Origin of the sequence: Rhodobacter sp. SGA-6-6 (genome assembly GCF_011043545.1) — a bacterium.
Taxonomy (GTDB): domain Bacteria; phylum Pseudomonadota; class Alphaproteobacteria; order Rhodobacterales; family Rhodobacteraceae; genus Pseudogemmobacter.
Genome location: NZ_JAAKGP010000002.1, coordinates 344,936 through 359,720, shown reverse-complemented (window position 1 = coordinate 359,720; position 14,785 = coordinate 344,936). Strand labels below are relative to the sequence as shown.

General features: G+C 68.5%; 17 protein-coding genes. 4 read left to right on the top strand and 13 right to left on the bottom strand.

Features of this window, described 5'->3' with window-relative positions; translation table 11 throughout:
- Positions 1–155 precede the first annotated feature (155 nt).
- The 3 genes from G5B31_RS05020 (at position 156) to G5B31_RS05010 (ending at position 2,108) form a co-directional block, all read left to right on the top strand.
- Positions 156–1,016: a hypothetical protein gene (locus G5B31_RS05020; protein WP_165014303.1), complete on the top strand. Its 861-nt coding sequence runs from the start codon at positions 156–158 to the stop codon at positions 1,014–1,016.
- Positions 1,017–1,021: 5 nt separating this feature from the next.
- Positions 1,022–1,396, top strand: a complete 375-nt coding sequence (locus G5B31_RS05015) for a DUF2237 family protein (RefSeq protein ID WP_165014302.1) — start codon at positions 1,022–1,024, stop codon at positions 1,394–1,396.
- A gap of 313 nt (positions 1,397–1,709) precedes the next feature.
- Positions 1,710–2,108: a group III truncated hemoglobin gene (locus G5B31_RS05010; RefSeq protein ID WP_165014301.1), complete on the top strand. Its 399-nt coding sequence runs from the start codon at positions 1,710–1,712 to the stop codon at positions 2,106–2,108.
- 2 nt (positions 2,109–2,110) lie between these two features.
- On the opposite strand, the gene G5B31_RS05005 is transcribed toward G5B31_RS05010, so the two are convergent.
- The 12 genes from G5B31_RS05005 to G5B31_RS04950 all read right to left on the bottom strand — a co-directional run bounded on the left by G5B31_RS05005 (position 2,111) and on the right by G5B31_RS04950 (position 11,945).
- Complete coding sequence (locus G5B31_RS05005; RefSeq protein WP_165014300.1) at positions 2,111–2,656, bottom strand: helix-turn-helix transcriptional regulator; 546 nt, start codon at positions 2,654–2,656, stop codon at positions 2,111–2,113.
- Positions 2,657–2,680: 24 nt separating this feature from the next.
- Positions 2,681–3,097 (bottom strand): hypothetical protein, encoded by a 417-nt coding sequence (locus tag G5B31_RS05000; protein ID WP_165013781.1) that lies wholly within the window; start codon positions 3,095–3,097, stop codon positions 2,681–2,683.
- A gap of 88 nt (positions 3,098–3,185) precedes the next feature.
- Positions 3,186–3,614: a PepSY domain-containing protein gene (locus G5B31_RS04995; protein WP_165014299.1), complete on the bottom strand. Its 429-nt coding sequence runs from the start codon at positions 3,612–3,614 to the stop codon at positions 3,186–3,188.
- Between the two features lie 223 nt (positions 3,615–3,837).
- Positions 3,838–5,064 carry a tryptophan synthase subunit beta gene (gene trpB / locus G5B31_RS04990; RefSeq protein WP_165014298.1) on the bottom strand — a complete coding sequence of 409 codons (1,227 nt, stop codon included), beginning with the start codon at positions 5,062–5,064 and terminating at the stop codon, positions 3,838–3,840.
- A gap of 237 nt (positions 5,065–5,301) precedes the next feature.
- Positions 5,302–5,964, bottom strand: coding sequence for a phosphoribosylanthranilate isomerase (locus tag G5B31_RS04985; protein WP_165014297.1), 663 nt, complete (start codon positions 5,962–5,964; stop codon positions 5,302–5,304).
- Positions 5,964–6,320: a LapA family protein gene (locus G5B31_RS04980; protein ID WP_346763881.1), complete on the bottom strand. Its 357-nt coding sequence runs from the start codon at positions 6,318–6,320 to the stop codon at positions 5,964–5,966. The genes G5B31_RS04985 and G5B31_RS04980 overlap by 1 nt, the downstream gene beginning before the upstream one ends.
- 78 nt (positions 6,321–6,398) lie before the next feature.
- Positions 6,399–6,680 (bottom strand): integration host factor subunit beta, encoded by a 282-nt coding sequence (ihfB, locus tag G5B31_RS04975; protein WP_165014296.1) that lies wholly within the window; start codon positions 6,678–6,680, stop codon positions 6,399–6,401.
- Positions 6,681–6,873: 193 nt separating this feature from the next.
- A complete protein-coding gene (gene rpsA, locus G5B31_RS04970; RefSeq protein ID WP_165014295.1) occupies positions 6,874–8,553 on the bottom strand; it encodes a 30S ribosomal protein S1 in 1,680 nt (559 codons plus the stop codon).
- A 171-nt stretch (positions 8,554–8,724) separates the two neighbouring features.
- Positions 8,725–9,321: a d(CMP) kinase gene (locus G5B31_RS04965; RefSeq protein WP_165014294.1), complete on the bottom strand. Its 597-nt coding sequence runs from the start codon at positions 9,319–9,321 to the stop codon at positions 8,725–8,727.
- A gap of 59 nt (positions 9,322–9,380) precedes the next feature.
- Positions 9,381–9,731 (bottom strand): DUF2200 domain-containing protein, encoded by a 351-nt coding sequence (locus G5B31_RS04960; RefSeq protein WP_165014293.1) that lies wholly within the window; start codon positions 9,729–9,731, stop codon positions 9,381–9,383.
- Between the two features lie 5 nt (positions 9,732–9,736).
- Positions 9,737–11,083: a 3-phosphoshikimate 1-carboxyvinyltransferase gene (gene aroA / locus G5B31_RS04955; protein WP_165014292.1), complete on the bottom strand. Its 1,347-nt coding sequence runs from the start codon at positions 11,081–11,083 to the stop codon at positions 9,737–9,739.
- A 166-nt stretch (positions 11,084–11,249) separates the two neighbouring features.
- Positions 11,250–11,945 carry a tRNA (guanosine(46)-N(7))-methyltransferase TrmB gene (locus tag G5B31_RS04950; RefSeq protein ID WP_165014291.1) on the bottom strand — a complete coding sequence of 232 codons (696 nt, stop codon included), beginning with the start codon at positions 11,943–11,945 and terminating at the stop codon, positions 11,250–11,252.
- 280 nt (positions 11,946–12,225) lie between these two features.
- On the opposite strand from G5B31_RS04950, the gene G5B31_RS04945 reads away from it, so the two are divergent.
- A complete protein-coding gene (locus G5B31_RS04945; RefSeq protein ID WP_165014290.1) occupies positions 12,226–12,801 on the top strand; it encodes an HNH endonuclease in 576 nt (191 codons plus the stop codon).
- Positions 12,802–12,875: 74 nt separating this feature from the next.
- On the opposite strand, the gene G5B31_RS04940 is transcribed toward G5B31_RS04945, so the two are convergent.
- Positions 12,876–14,450: a 2-isopropylmalate synthase gene (locus G5B31_RS04940; RefSeq protein ID WP_165014289.1), complete on the bottom strand. Its 1,575-nt coding sequence runs from the start codon at positions 14,448–14,450 to the stop codon at positions 12,876–12,878.
- Positions 14,451–14,785: the final 335 nt, after the last annotated feature.

Genomic DNA, 14,785 nt, shown 5'->3' with positions numbered 1-14,785 from the left:
CCGGGCCGGTAATTCGCAAGGGGAACCGGCCGCATCGCATGGCGCGCCTTATAGGCGCTGCGCCCGGCGCGGTCCAGAGCGGCCGGCGGCAGCGGCTTTCCCCACTGGACAGCGCGGCGGGGATGGGTCTCCCTTCGGTGCAAGGAGGATTTGCCATGGAACGGATCACCATCGCCGCGGTTCTGGCGCTGGCCGCGGGGGCGGCCGGGGCAGAAGGGCCGCGCCTTGCCTCGCAGGTGCCGGGGCTCGCGGTGCTGCCGCTGACGGACCTGCCCGCCGCCCCGGGCACGAAGGAGGAGCGCCAGTATTGCAGCCATCTCTTCGCCGACCCGCAAAACGCCGCGGGCCGCGCCGTCCGCGACAAGGGCTGGGAGGTGACGGGCGAGGTCCCCCTCGGCCCCTGGACCGCGGTCAGCTTCGTCGGCGGCTGGCTCCCTTCCACCTCGGGCACCTGCGACCTGACCGAGGGCAACATCGGCCTGTTCTCCGGCGCGCAACTGGTCGGGCTGGTCTATTCCGCCGACCCGGAGGACCAGCTGATCGGCCATGCCACCGCCTTCGGCCCCTCCGGCCTGCGGATCTTCGACGGCTCGGTCCTGCCCGGCCCGGTCGCCGACCTGCGGCTGATCGGCACGGATGTGGCCGTCACCCCTCCCGCGCCGGAGGAGCCGGTCTGCGGCAGCGCGACCGTGCCCTATCTCCACGGCCTGCCCATCGACATGGCCCGTGGCCTGCTGGCGGAGTATGGCTGGCAGCCGGTGCCGCAACCCGCCGCCGTCTCCGGCCTGGCGCAGGCGATCGCCGCCGCCGGGGTGACCGAGGTGGAGGACTGCGCCGGCACCGGCTTCGGCTTCTGCTCCTATGTCTACCGGGGGCCGGCGGGCGGATTGTCGGTCGTCACCGCCGGAGAGCCGAGCGACGACTACGGCCTGCCCGCCGTGGTCGGCCATTCCGTCCAATGCGGCGGGCAGCTGCCGGCGGGCAATGGACTCGACCTGCCTTCCGCGGCAGAATGAGCGCCATGAAGGAACCCTCGCTCAACGTCCTGGGCGGTCCGCTGGAGGCCTGCTCCACCGCGCCGATGACCGGCTTCTTCCGCGACGGCTGCTGCAACACCGGCCCGCAGGACCGCGGGCTGCACACCGTCTGCGCCCTGATGACGGCCGAGTTCCTGGCGCTGTCGAAATACCTGGGCAACGACCTGTCGACGCCGCGGCCGGAATATGGCTTCCCGGGGCTGAAGCCCGGCGACCGCTGGTGCCTCTGCGCCGCCCGCTTCCTGCAGGCGCATGAGGAGGGGGCGGCGCCGCAGGTCCGGCTGGCCGCGACCCATATCAACACCCTGCATGTGGTGCCGCTGGAGATCCTGCAATCCTGCGCCGTGGACGCGCCGTAGGGCGGGGTTCACCCTACCGATCCACCGATGCCATGGCGAAGGCCATCGCCTTCGCCACCGCGCCACGCTTCCCCTTGTCCGGCCGGGCCTCAAAGGCCCGGCCAGCGCCCGCCCCGCCCTCGGCGGGCGCTTCTCGCCCGCCGGGTCGGGCGCTGGCCTCTCGGGTTGTGTGCCGCACCGTCTCCCGCTGAACCCATCCGCACGGGCGGGGGCGAGGCAGTGCCTCGCCTCATCCCGCCCGGGGCCGTCCGCGCAATGGCCTGCGACACCCCATCCCCTTGCACCTCCGCCCCGGCAGAGGGACAACGGCCCCATGATCCCGCCGCGCTTTCCCATCACCGAACAGCAGATCGAGTCTGTCGTGGCCGAGTTCTACGGCCTGATCCGCCAGCACCCCGCGCTCGGCCCGGTCTTCGCCAACCATGTCGCCGACTGGCCCGAGCACGAGGCCAAGATCGCCCGGTTCTGGAAGAACGCCATCCTGTTCCAGCGGGTCTACGACGGCAATCCGATGGCCGCGCACCTGCAGGCGGGCGATGTCCGGCCCGGCATGTTCGGTCCCTGGCTGGGCCTCTTCGATTCGGTGCTGGAGCGGCAGCTGCCGCCCGAGACCGCCGCCGCCTGGTCGGCGCTGGCGCATCGGATCGGTTCCGCCTTGCGCTACGGGCTGCTGGACAGCGGCCCGCGCGACCAGCCGCCCTCACTTCGCTGAGGTTATTTCGCCGATAGGGCCGGCTGCTTCGCGGGGGCGGGCAGCGCCAGCGGCGGGCGGATCGCGCCCTCGTCCCGCATCAGGTCGTCGATGAACAGGCTGAGAAGCTGCGGCCGCCCCGAGACCCCGGCCTTGCGGTAGATCGCATTGGTCTGCGCCTTCACCGTGCCCTCGCTGGTCTGGCGCACCGCGGCGATCTCGGCGGTGCTGAGGCCCTTGATGGCGAAGAGCGCCACGTCGCGTTCGGCCGCGGTCAGCGCCCATTCGGCGAAACGCTCCTCCAGCAGGCCGTGGAAGGCGCCCGAGGCGCGGCGCAGGCTTTCCTCGGCGCGTGCCCGGTCGCGCAGCGCCCGCCGCAGCGCCAGCCCGCCGAGGCCGAGGCCGATCAGCAGGCCGGCGGCGGCGCCGACTTCCAGCAGCTCCCGCAGTTCCCAGGGCATCGGCCCGAAGGGCAGGCCCAGGACCGAGGCCAAGATGTCCGACACGAAGAACAGGGCGCAGGCCAGCTGCACCAGGAAGACGAGGGCAAGGAGCCAGGGCCGTCTCATGCCCGCCCCCCGCGGCCCGGGCGATCAGTCGTCATCGTCGCCGCCCCCGCCGTCCGAACCGCCGCCGCGGTCGTCGTCGTCCCGGTCGTCGTCGCGGTCGTCATCCCGGTCATTCCGGTCGTCGCCGTCGCCCTGATCGTCCCGGTCATCGTCGTCGCCGTCCCAGTCGTCCCAGTCGCCGTCCGCATCGCCTTGGCCGCGGGCGATCCAGAGGTCGCGCAGGATCTCGCCCGTTACCGGGTTGACGATGATCTCGCGCCGCCCGCCGTCCTTGGTGGCCAGGATGCGGACCCGGCCGAGGAAGGTGCGGCCGACCTCGGTGATGCGATAGCCCTTGCGCTTCAGCTCGCGCACGATGTCGTCCGAGCGGTCGCGGGCCTCGGCCATACCCGCCGCCGCCATGCCGCCGACCAGCGCGGCCAGAAACACCCTGCGCCTCATCCCCTGCCTCCGCCGTGCCGGGCCATCCTTGCCGAAAGGCGCCCCCCCGGGCAAGGCCGGGGAAGGCGCAGCTCCGCCGATGGGCGGATCAGTCGTCGTCGCGGTCGTCGTCACGGTCATCCCGATCATCGCGGTCCCGATCATCGTCGCGGTCGTCCCGATCATAACGGTCATCCCGGTCGTCATCGCGATCATCATCCCAGTCGTCGCGATCATCGTCCCGGTCCTCGAAATCGCGCGCGGTGTCGCGGATGTCCACCCCGGTGCGCCCCTGTTCGCGGCGCGAGGCGCGGTCGGTGTCGTGGTCCAGGACCGTGCCGGTGGCTGCGTCGTAGACGGTCTCGATCTTGACCTCGCCGCGCACCGCCTCGACCTCGATCTGGGTCGGCCCGCGCTTCACCTCGATCCAGCTGTAGCCCTGGCGCTGCAGGTCGGCGACCAGCGCCTCGGTGTCCACCGCCGCCAGCGCCGCGCTGCCGCCGAGGCTGAGTGCTGCCGCAAGAACGATCCGTTTCATCTTCGATTCCTTTCCGGTTCGGGGCCCTGCTTCGGGCCCGGGAGCCGTGCCCCATCGGCACGGAGACGAACCAGCCGTGCCCAAGCGGCAAGGGAAATTGGCGCGAGGTTTAGCCGGGATGCAATAAACCTCGAGCACAAGGGCATAAACCGGGGTTTATGGGCCTGGAAATGCACGAAGCCCCGCCGGGGACGGGGCCTCGTGGCGTCATTTGCAGGAAGGGTCAGACCTTCATCGTCACGCCCAGGTGCTTGGCCACGGTGAAGATGTCCTTGTCGCCGCGGCCGCACATGTTCATCACGATCAGGTGGTCCTTCGGCAGCGTCGGCGCGATCTTCGTCACATGGGCCAGCGCATGGGAGGGCTCCAGCGCCGGGATGATTCCCTCCAGCCGGCAGCACAGCTGGAAGGCCTCCAGCGCCTCGGCATCGGTGATGGAGACGTATTTCGCCCGGCCCACCTCGTGCAGCCAGGCGTGCTCCGGCCCGATGCCGGGATAGTCGAGCCCGGCCGAGATCGAGAAGCCTTCCAGAATCTGCCCGTCCGGGTCCTGCAGCAGGTAGGTGCGGTTGCCGTGCAACACCCCGGGCCGCCCGCCGGTCAGCGACGCGCAATGCTCCATCCGGTCGTCCACGCCCTTGCCGCCGGCCTCGACCCCGATGATGTTGACCGTGGGATCGTCGAGGAAGGGGTAGAACAGCCCCATGGCGTTCGACCCGCCGCCGATGGCGGCCACGACCGTATCGGGCAGGCGGCCCTCGGCCTCCTGCATCTGCCAGCGCACCTCCTTGCCGATGATCGACTGGAAGTCGCGCACCATGGCGGGGTAGGGGTGCGGGCCGGCGACGGTGCCGATGCAGTAGAAGGTGTCGCGGACATTGGTCACCCAGTCGCGCAGCGCGTCGTTCATCGCGTCCTTCAGTGTGCCGCGGCCGCTGGTGACGGGGATCACCTCGGCCCCCAAGAGCTTCATGCGGAAGACGTTTGGCGCCTGCCGCTCCACGTCATGCGCGCCCATGTAGACCACGCATTTCAGCCCGAACTTGGCGCAGACCGTGGCGGTGGCGACGCCGTGCTGGCCCGCCCCGGTCTCGGCGATGATCCTTGTCTTGCCCATGCGGCGGGCGAGGATGATCTGCCCCAGCACGTTGTTGATCTTGTGCGCGCCGGTGTGGTTCAACTCATCGCGCTTCATGTAGACCTTGGCGCCGCCGAGATGTTCGGTCAGCCGCGGCGCGAAATAGAGCGGGCTCGGCCGGCCGACGTAATGCTTCCACAGGTCGTCCATCTCGGCCCAGAAGCTGGGGTCGGTCTTGGCGTGTTCGTAGCGCGCTTCCAGGTCGAGGATCAGCGGCATCAGCGTCTCGGAGACGAAACGCCCGCCGAAGATGCCGAAGCGGCCCGCCTCGTCGGGGCCTGTCATGAAGCTGTTCACACCGTCCTCGGCCATCGTCCCGCACTCCCCTGCCTGTCCTGCCGGTGTAGCGCCCCGGGCCGGCGGAGAAAAGGGGGCGCTGCCCCCTCGGCCTTCGGCCTCACCCCCGGGATATTTTTCGTCCAGAAAGAGGAGAAGGCCCTTGTCCTCTTTCTGGACGAAAATATCCCCGCCGGAGGCACCCCGAGGAGGAGCGCGCAGGCGCGACGACGAGAGGAAAGGCTTGCGGCGCAGCCGCGCGATCTACTTCGGTCAGCGCAGGACCGGAACGGCGGGGGCGAAGGCGGCCTGGGCGAAGGCGGCGATCTTCGCGGCGTCCTTCACCCCGGGCGCGCTTTCCACGCCGGAGGAGACATCGACCTGCCGGGCATTGGTCAGCCGGATCGCCTCGGCCACGTTGGCCGCCGTCAGGCCGCCCGCCAGCATCCAGGGCCGCAGCCAGCGCCGCTGCGCCACCAGCCGCCAGTCGAAGGCCAGGCCGTTGCCGCCCGGCAAGGCCGCGCCCTTCGGCGCCTTGGCATCGACAAGGATCTGATCCGCCACCAGCGAGTAGTCCAGCACGGCGGCAAGGTCGCCCTCGTCGGCCACCCCGACCGCCTTCATCACCGGCAGGCCGTAGCGGACCTTGATCTCGGCCACCCGGTCGGGGCTCTCCTTCCCATGCAGTTGCAGCATGTCCAGTGGCATCGCCTCGATGATCGCGTCCAGCGCGGCGTCCTCGGCATCGACCACCAGCGCCACCTTGCACAGCCCCTCCGGCGCGGCCAGCGCCAGCGCGCGGGCCTCGGCCAGCGTCACGAAGCGCGGCGATTTCGGGAAGAAGTTCAGCCCGACATAGGCCGCCCGCGCCGCCACCGCCGCGGCAAGGTCCTCGGCCCGGCGGATGCCGCAGATCTTCACCCGGACATCGGCCATCACCCGCGCCCGTTCTCCAGAAGCGCCAGCACCTCGTCCTTCGGTCCTTCCTTCTGGTCGCGCAGCACGGCGAGTTCGCGTTCCAGCCGCGTCACCTCGCGCGCCTTGCCGCGGGCGGTGGAGCGGATGCGCATCTCGCGGAACCATTCCCAGACGAAGCCGATCAGCACCCCGAGCGCCACCGAGCCCAGGATCACCAGGAACAGCGGCAGCTGCCAGACATGGTCCAGCCCCAGCAGCGCACCCATGTCCTCGGGCAAGAGCCGCACCGGGACCGAGGCGCGGTTGGCCAGCGCCAGCACCAGAAGCGCCAGCCCGGTGACGGCGATGAACAGAAGCCTCATATAGCGCAGCATCGGCAGCCCCCCTTGCGGACATGCCCCCTTATCGGCCGTCCCGGGGCGGCCTGCAAGGGCGCGCCCGGCGGCGGATGGTCACTTGCCGTTCAGCCGGTCGCGCAACAGCTTGCCGGTCTTGAAGAAGGGCACCTTCTTGTCCTCGACCTTCACCGCCTCGCCGGTGCGGGGGTTGCGGCCCATCCGTGCGTCCCGCGCCTTGACCGAGAAGGCGCCGAAGCCGCGCAGTTCCACCCGGTCGCCCTTGGCCAGCGCCTCGATGATTTCCTCGAACACCGTGTTGACGATGCGCTCGACATGGCGCTGCGTCAGGTGCGGGTTCTCGTCCGCGATCTTCTGGATCAGTTCAGACCTGATCATCCTGGTCCCCCCTGTGGCCGGACCTTCGGGCAGCGGCCGCCACGTTGTTATCCGGGCCGACTATAAGGGCATCTTTCCCCGCCTGACAAACGAAAACGGGGACTTGGCCGCGGGCCGCGCCGCCCTTCGCCAAAGCGAAAGGCCCCGCGCGACGGCGGGGCCTTCCGGTGTTTTTCGGCTGCGCGGAAGCGGATCAGCCGCGATCCTTCAGCGCGGCGCCGAGGATGTCGCCCAGCGAGGCGCCCGAATCGGAGGAACCGTATTGCTCCACGGCTTCCTTCTCTTCGGCGATCTCGCGCGCCTTGATCGACAGGCCCAGCTTGCGGGTCTTCGGGTCGATGTTGGTGACGCGCACGTCCACCTTGTCGCCGACCTGGAAGCGCTCCGGCCGCTGGTCGCTGCGGTCGCGCGACAGGTCCGAACGGCGGATGAACGACTTCTGGCCGTTGTAATCCACCTCGATCCCGCCGTCCTCGATCGCCGAGACCGCGACGGTGATGACCGAACCGCGCTTCACGCCGTCCACCGCATCGGTGAAGGTGTCCTCGCCGAGCGCCTTGATCGACAGCGAGATGCGTTCCTTCTCGACATCCACCTCGGTGACGGCGGCTTTCACCACGTCGCCCTTGCGGTAGGACTGGATCGCCTCTTCGCCGCGCTGGTCCCACGACAGGTCGGACAGGTGGACCATGCCGTCGATGTCGCCGTCGAGGCCGACGAACAGACCGAACTCGGTGATGTTCTTGACCTCGCCCTCGATGACCGAGCCCACCGGATACTTCTCGACGAAGACTTCCCACGGGTTGCGCATGGTCTGCTTCAGGCCCAGCGACACCCGGCGCTTGGCCGAGTCGATCTCCAGCACCATGACGTCCACTTCCTGCGAGGTGGAGACGATCTTGCCGGGGTGGACGTTCTTCTTGGTCCAGCTCATTTCCGAGACGTGGACCAGGCCCTCGACGCCGGCTTCCAGCTCCACGAAGGCACCGTAGTCGGTGATGTTGGTCACGCGGCCCTTGTGGACCGAGCCGATGGGATAGGCTTTTTCCACGGCATCCCACGGGTCGGACTGGAGCTGCTTCATGCCCAGGCTGATGCGGTGGGTTTCCTTGTTGATCTTGATGACCTGGACCTTGATGGTCTCGCCGATCGACAGGATCTCGGACGGGTGGTTGACGCGGCGCCAGGCCATGTCGGTGACGTGCAGCAGGCCGTCCACGCCGCCCAGGTCGACGAAGGCGCCGTATTCGGTGATGTTCTTCACCACGCCGTCCACGACCTGGCCTTCGGACAGGTTGCCGATCACTTCCGCACGCTGTTCGGCGCGCGATTCTTCCAGGATGGCGCGGCGCGACACCACGATGTTGCCGCGGCGGCGGTCCATCTTCAGGATCTGGAACGGCTGCTTCATGCCCATCAGCGGGCCGGCGTCACGCACCGGGCGGACATCGACTTGCGAGCCCGGCAGGAAGGCGACGGCGCCGCCCAGGTCGACGGTGAAGCCGCCCTTGACGCGGCCGAAGATCGCGCCGTCGACGCGCTGCTCGGCGGCATAGGCTTTTTCCAGCCGGTCCCAGGCTTCCTCGCGGCGGGCCTTCTCGCGGCTGATCTGCGCTTCGCCGCGGGCGTTCTCCACCCGGTCCAGATAGACCTCGACGGTATCGCCCACGTTGATCGACGGGGCCTCGCCGGGGTTTGCGAATTCCTTCAGGTCGATGCGGCCTTCCATCTTGTAGCCGACATCGATGATGGCCTGGCCTGCCTCGATGGCGATGACCTTGCCCTTGACGACAGTGCCCTCTTCCGGGGTGTCGATCTCGAAGCTCTCCTTCAGGAGGGCTTCAAATTCTTCCATTGCGTTCTTGGCGCACATGCGGGTTTTCATCCTTTAACGGTTGTGTCTGGCCATGCGGTTGGCTCCGCCGGTCTTTGCTGGCCCTGGAAAAAGCCGGACACCCCCGGGGAAACCGGAAGGGGCACGAGTCCTTTCAGGATGGGCGGCCTATAACGACTCGGGGCCCGAAGGGCAAGGAAGAAGGCGGGATCAGCCCCGGCCTTCGCCGATCCGGGCCGAGACCGCGGCGCAGGCGGCCGCCACCGCCGCGCCGATCTCCATGCCGGTGGTGTCGATCAGCACCGCGTCTTCGGCCGGCCGCAGGGGGGCATCGGCGCGGCCCATGTCGCGGGCGTCGCGTTCCTTCACCTCGGCCAGCACGCGCGTCTCGTCGCCGCCGACCTCCAGCCAGCGGCGGTGCGCCCGCACCTCGGGGCTGGCGGTGACGTAGAGCTTCACCTCGGCCTCGGGGCAGATCACCGTGCCGATGTCGCGGCCGTCCAGCACCGCGCCGCCTTCCCGCCGGGCGAAGCGGCGCTGGAACTCGACCAGCGCCGCCCGCACCTCGGAGATCGCCGCCACCCGGCTGGCGGCCTGCCCGGCCTCCAGGCTGCGCAAGCCGTCGCGGGACAGGTCCTCGGGCCGCAGGGCGCGGGCCGCCGCGACGGGGTCGCCGCCGATCGCGCCGACGGCGCGGTAGAGGAGCCCGGTGTCCAGATGCGCCAGCCCGAAGCGCTCGGCCACCGCGCGGCTGATGGTGCCCTTGCCCGCTGCCGCCGGCCCGTCGATCGCCACCGTGAAGATCATCGCCCGTCCCCCAACCCCGAGTTTTCGCAGAAAACTCGTAATCTGATTTTCGACGAAAATCAGGTCCGCAGGATCTTTTCCATCGGCCGACCCCTGGCCAGTTCGTCCACCAGCTTGTCGAGATAGCGGATTTCCCGCATCAGCGGCTCCGCGACCTGTTCCACCCGCACCCCGCAGACCGTGCCGGTGATCAGGCTGCGCTTCGGGTTCATCGCCGGGGCGCGGGCGAAGAAGGTCTGGATGTCCAAACCCTGCTCCAGCGCCCCGGCCAGTCCCGCCGCGTCGTAGCCGGTCAGCCAGAAGATAACCTGATCCACCTCCGCGCGGCTGCGGCCCTTCTTCTCGGCCTTGGCGACCAGCATCGGATAGACCTTGGCGAAGGCGGTGGCGAAGATCCGATGCTGCGCCATTCCCCTCACCCCCGCCGGATCGCCGCGCCGAGGCCGTTCATCAGCCCCTCGAACACCGGGAAGGAGGTGACGATGGGGCTGCCGTCGTCCACCGCGATTTCCCGCTTCGCCGCCATGCCGGCGACGAGGAAGCTCATGGCGATGCGGTGGTCCAGGTGGGTGCGGCAGGTGGCCCCACCCGGCATCCCGCCCGGGCCCATGCCATGGACGACCAGCACGTCCTCTTCCTCCTCGACCCGCACCCCGCAAGCCTCCAGCCCGCGGGCCATGGCGTCGATGCGGTCGCTTTCTTTGACCCGCAGTTCCTTGACGCCCCGCATCACCGTCCGCCCCTCGGCGAAGGCGGCGACGACCGAGAGGATCGGGTATTCGTCGATCATGCTGGGCGCGCGCTCCTCCGGCACCTCGATGCCCTTCATCCCGGGAGAGAAGCGGACGCGCAGGTCGGCCACCGGCTCGCCACCCTCTTCCCGCGGGTTCTCGAAGTCGATCAGGGCGCCCATCTCGACCAGCGTCAGGTAGAGGCCGTTGCGGGTCAGGTTCTGGCTGACGCCGGGAACGCGGATGTCCGAGCCCTCGACGATCAGCGCCGCGCAGGTCGGGAAGGCGGCGGAGGAGGGATCGCGCGGCACCGCCACCGTCTGCGGCCGCAGTTCCGGCCGGCCCACAAGGGTGATGACATGGCCCTCCGGCCCCTTCTCCACCGACAGTTCGGCGCCGAAGCCGACCAGCATCCGTTCCGAATGGTCCCGTGTCGGCTCGCGCTCGATCACCACCGTCTCGCCGGGGGCGTTCAGCCCGGCCAGCAGCACGGCGGATTTCACCTGGGCGCTGGCCACCGGCAGCGCGTAGCGCACCGGAACCGGGTCCGCCGCGCCGATCACCGTCATCGGCAGCCGTCCGCCCTTGCGGCCCCAGGCCTGGGTGCCGAACAGCGACAGCGGATCGGTGACCCGCCCCATCGGCCGCTTCCGCAAGGAGGCGTCGCCGGTGAAGGTGGCGGTGATCGGCGTCGTCGCCATCGTCCCCATGATCAGCCGCACGCCGGTGCCGGAGTTGCCGCAGTCGATCACGTCCTCCGGCTCGCGGAACCCGCCGACGCCGACGCCGTGCACCGACCAGGCGCCCTCGCCCTGCCGGGTGACGGTGGCGCCGAAGGCCCGCATCGCCGATGCCGTGTCCAGCACGTCCTGCCCTTCCAGCAGCCCGGTGATCCGGGTTTCGCCCACCGCCATCGCCCCGAAGATCAGCGCCCGGTGGCTGATCGACTTGTCGCCCGGGATCAGCGCGGTCCCGCTCAGCGCCCCCGCCTTGGCAGAGATCATCGGTTGGGCTTCACCATGGCCGGACATGCGCTTCTCCTTGCGGTTCGGCCCGCTGATAGCGCAAGCGGCGACAACGGTCCAGCGGCGGCGCGGGGCGGAAGCCGGGGACGCTCCGCGGGGAGTATTTATGGTCAAGAGGAAGCGGCATGGCCTTCCTTTCGATCCCAAATACTCCCGCCGGAGGCTCCTGCGGTTACAGCCTGCGGAAGGTCAGGTAATGGGGACTGCGCCCCTCGCGCAGCGCCTTCTGCTCGTAGCGGGTGGAGAGCCAGTCCTCCCATTCCTCGCCCGCGCCGCCCTGGCGGACCAGCGCGAAGCCGGCGGGGGGCACTTCTTCCAGCGTCTGGCGGACGTAATCGGGGATGTCGGTCGCCACCCGGAACTCGGCCCCCGGCGCGGTGACGCGGGCCAGCGGCAGCAGGTAGTCCGGCGTCACGAAGCGGCGGCGGTGGTGGCGGGCCTTGGGCCAGGGATCGGGGTAATTGAGGAAGACCTTCGACAGGCAGGCGTCGGGCAGAACGTCGAAGACCTCGCGCACGTCGCGGGGATGCAGCGACAGGTTGGTCACCCCCTCGGCCCGGATCTTTCCCAGCAGCATGGCGATGCCGTTCACGAAGGGCTCGGCGCCGATGATATGCACCTGCGGGTTCCGCGCCGCCATGTGCACCAGATGCTCGCCGCCGCCGAAGCCGACCTCCAGCCACAAGGGCTTGCCGCCGGCGAAGGACAGGTCCAGCGGCGCGCGGGACGGGTTCTCCGCCTCGGTCACCCCCCTCAGCGTCAGTGGCCCGAGGTCCTGGGCCAGATAGTCCTTCTGGCTGGCCCGCAGCGTCTTGCCATGGGTGCGGCCATAGAAATTGCGGCGGGGAGGGGTAGGGCTGTCTGACATGCGCGCGCCATAAGCCGGGGCAGGGGGGCGGTCAAGCGCAGGCGGCCCACAGTTCGGAGGCGGTCAAAGCTCCGATCTGCAGGGAGAGAGGCCATGGCGTGGCGGGTTTGGAGATGTGGTGGAGTCGGCCGCAGCCTTGGAAACTGCAATCCGTTCATCCAACCTGGCATGTCCCAGGGTTGACCTCGCAATCGCCCGGTGATGAATGGGACTGGATCGGGGAAACAGGGATTTCCGAATGCCGGCAAGGCTCCACTGGGCATGGCATGAGCCAAAGCGGATGAGGAGGCTGCTCACCGTCGAAGATCACCTGCTCTGGTCCTATTCGATGCTCAGCGTATCCCGAGAGGCGATGCAACGGATGCAGGGGGGTGAGACGAACCCCTTCCCCGGAGGTCGCACCAAAGCCGCCAATATCCTGATGTCGAAATACCAGGATGGCAGAAAGAACATCACAAGTCTTGATCGGGATGACGCTCTCGCCCAGAACGGAAGCCATGTATGCGCACATTTCGGCTGTATCGCGCCGCGCTATCATATGGATCATCTGATTCCGAGAAGCCGGTTGTCCGGCGACTACATACCCTTGAACCAAGTGAGATCCTGTCCGCGCTGCAACACCAGCCGCGGTAACGGCGACCTGATGGGATGGCACCGAAGCAACGCAACCTTTCCGAGCCTGGGAATACTGCGACGCTATCTGAAGCTCTGCTACTTCTACGCCCAACGCAACGACTGCCTTCAAGAACCGGTAGATGAGGCGGTGGCAAGCGGGTTGCCGTTTGAACCGCGGAACCTGCCCCGTCTGTTTCCGCCGGTGCAGGTTCTCATTTGGGACTACGCCTATCCGGCTTGACACCATGCAAGGCTGGTAGCTCTGCTCCTGAGAGACAACCGGCAGGATGGGCGCGGCCCATCCTGCCGTGCCTTTCATTCCCCGTGATAGGTGACGGTCTTCACGTCCTCGCCCGGCGCGGTCTTCTGCCGGCGGACGATCAGCCGGTTCAGCGCGTTGATATAGGCGCGGGTCGAGGCGACGATGGTGTCGGTGTCGGCCGAGGATCCGGTGACGATCCGCCCGTCCTCCTCCAGCCGCACCGAGACCGTGGCCTGCGCGTCCGTCCCCTCGGTCACCGCATGGACCTGATAGACCTGCAGGTTGGCCTTGTGCGGGAACAGCATCTTCACGCACATGAAGGCTGCGTCGACCGGGCCGTCGCCGGTGGCGTCGATGTGATGGTCCACCCCGTCGATCGACAGCACCATGTCGGCCTCCTGCGGGCCCTCGGTGCCGCAGACCACCCGCAGCTTCTTCAGCTGCAGGTATTCGTGGGCATCGTTGGTCTGCTCGTCCGAGACCAAGGCGATCAGGTCCTCGTCGTAGACCTCCTTCTTGCGGTCGGCCAAAGCCTTGAACCGCACGAAGACATCGTTCAACTGGTTGTCGGCCAGGTCGACCCCCAGTTCCTTCAGCTTGGCCCGCAGCGCGGCGCGGCCGGAATGCTTGCCCATGGCGATGTTCTTGACCGTCAGCCCGATATGCTCGGGCTTCATGATCTCGAAGGTCTCGACGTTCTTCAGCACGCCGTCCTGGTGGATGCCGGATTCGTGGACGAAGGCGTTCTTGCCGACGATGGCCTTGTTCGGCTGCACCACGAAGCCCGAGACGGTGGAGACCCGGCGGCTGAGGTGCATGATCTTGGTGGTGTCGATGCCGGTGCGGTAGGGCAGGATGTCGTTCCTGACCCGCAGCGCCATCACCACCTCTTCCAGCGCGGTGTTGCCGGCGCGCTCGCCGAGCCCGTTGATCGTGCATTCGATCTGCCGGGCGCCCGCTTCCACCGCCGCCAGGGCATTGGCGGTCGCCATGCCGAGGTCGTTGTGGCAATGGGTGGCGAAGGTGATGGTGTCGGCGCCGGGCACCCGCTCCAGCAGCATCCGGATGATCTTGGCCGATTCCATCGGGTAGGTGTAGCCGACGGTGTCGGGGATGTTGATGGTGGTGGCGCCGGCCTTGATCGCGATCTCCACCACCCGGCACAGGTAGTCGGCCTCGGTCCGCGTCGCGTCCATCGGCGACCATTGCACGTTGTCGCAGAGGTTGCGCGCATGGGTCACGGTGTCGTGGATGCGCTCGGCCATCTGGTCCATGTCCAGGTTGGGGATGGCGCGGTGCAAGGGCGAGGTGCCGATGAAGGTGTGGATGCGGGGGCTGCGGGCGTGCTTCACCGCCTCCCAGCAGCGGTCGATGTCCTTGGGGTTGGCGCGGGCCAGGCCGCAGATGGTGCTGTTCTTCGCGCGCCGGGCGATCTCGGACACCGCGGCGAAGTCGCCCTCGCTGGCGATGGGGAAGCCCGCCTCGATGATGTCCACCCCCATCTCGTCCAGGAGGCCGGCGATCTCCAGCTTCTCCTCGTGGGTCATGGTGGCGCCGGGGCTCTGCTCGCCGTCGCGCAGCGTGGTGTCGAAGATCAGGACGCGGGGTTGCGTGGTGGTGTCGGCCATATCTGGTATTCCTTCGGGTCTTAGCCTGTGGTCGCGGTCAACGGGCGCTGGTCACCTCCGAGCGGTCGCGCCCGAGGGCACGCTCAGAGGCGGCTAAGAAGGAGCAGGCCAAGGGAGACCTGCGGGCAAAAGCCCGGCGTCCGGCAACGGATATGCGATCCCTTGGTCATGGCGCGGGACTATACGGAGGAATCCGGCGAAGAAAAGGGGGGTTCTCGGGGCGGCCGGCGGTTTTCCGATTGCGCGGCTTCGCCGCAAGCCTTTTGTCTCGCCTCTGCGCCTTTCAGGCGCAACCGGCTCGGACGTGCCTCCGGATATTTAGGGGCAGGTGAACG

Coding starts and splice junctions, on each gene's coding strand:
- G5B31_RS05020 (WP_165014303.1), top strand. CDS start 156: ATGGAACGGATCACCATCGCCGCGGTTCTGGCGCTGGCCGCGGGGGCG.
- G5B31_RS05015 (WP_165014302.1), top strand. CDS start 1,022: ATGAAGGAACCCTCGCTCAACGTCCTGGGCGGTCCGCTGGAGGCCTGC.
- G5B31_RS05010 (WP_165014301.1), top strand. CDS start 1,710: ATGATCCCGCCGCGCTTTCCCATCACCGAACAGCAGATCGAGTCTGTC.
- G5B31_RS05005 (WP_165014300.1), bottom strand. CDS start 2,656: ATGAGACGGCCCTGGCTCCTTGCCCTCGTCTTCCTGGTGCAGCTGGCC.
- G5B31_RS05000 (WP_165013781.1), bottom strand. CDS start 3,097: ATGAGGCGCAGGGTGTTTCTGGCCGCGCTGGTCGGCGGCATGGCGGCG.
- G5B31_RS04995 (WP_165014299.1), bottom strand. CDS start 3,614: ATGAAACGGATCGTTCTTGCGGCAGCACTCAGCCTCGGCGGCAGCGCG.
- trpB (WP_165014298.1), bottom strand. CDS start 5,064: ATGGCCGAGGACGGTGTGAACAGCTTCATGACAGGCCCCGACGAGGCG.
- G5B31_RS04985 (WP_165014297.1), bottom strand. CDS start 5,964: ATGGCCGATGTCCGGGTGAAGATCTGCGGCATCCGCCGGGCCGAGGAC.
- G5B31_RS04980 (WP_346763881.1), bottom strand. CDS start 6,320: ATGCTGCGCTATATGAGGCTTCTGTTCATCGCCGTCACCGGGCTGGCG.
- ihfB (WP_165014296.1), bottom strand. CDS start 6,680: ATGATCAGGTCTGAACTGATCCAGAAGATCGCGGACGAGAACCCGCAC.
- rpsA (WP_165014295.1), bottom strand. CDS start 8,553: ATGTGCGCCAAGAACGCAATGGAAGAATTTGAAGCCCTCCTGAAGGAG.
- G5B31_RS04965 (WP_165014294.1), bottom strand. CDS start 9,321: ATGATCTTCACGGTGGCGATCGACGGGCCGGCGGCAGCGGGCAAGGGC.
- G5B31_RS04960 (WP_165014293.1), bottom strand. CDS start 9,731: ATGGCGCAGCATCGGATCTTCGCCACCGCCTTCGCCAAGGTCTATCCG.
- aroA (WP_165014292.1), bottom strand. CDS start 11,083: ATGTCCGGCCATGGTGAAGCCCAACCGATGATCTCTGCCAAGGCGGGG.
- G5B31_RS04950 (WP_165014291.1), bottom strand. CDS start 11,945: ATGTCAGACAGCCCTACCCCTCCCCGCCGCAATTTCTATGGCCGCACC.
- G5B31_RS04945 (WP_165014290.1), top strand. CDS start 12,226: ATGAGGAGGCTGCTCACCGTCGAAGATCACCTGCTCTGGTCCTATTCG.
- G5B31_RS04940 (WP_165014289.1), bottom strand. CDS start 14,450: ATGGCCGACACCACCACGCAACCCCGCGTCCTGATCTTCGACACCACG.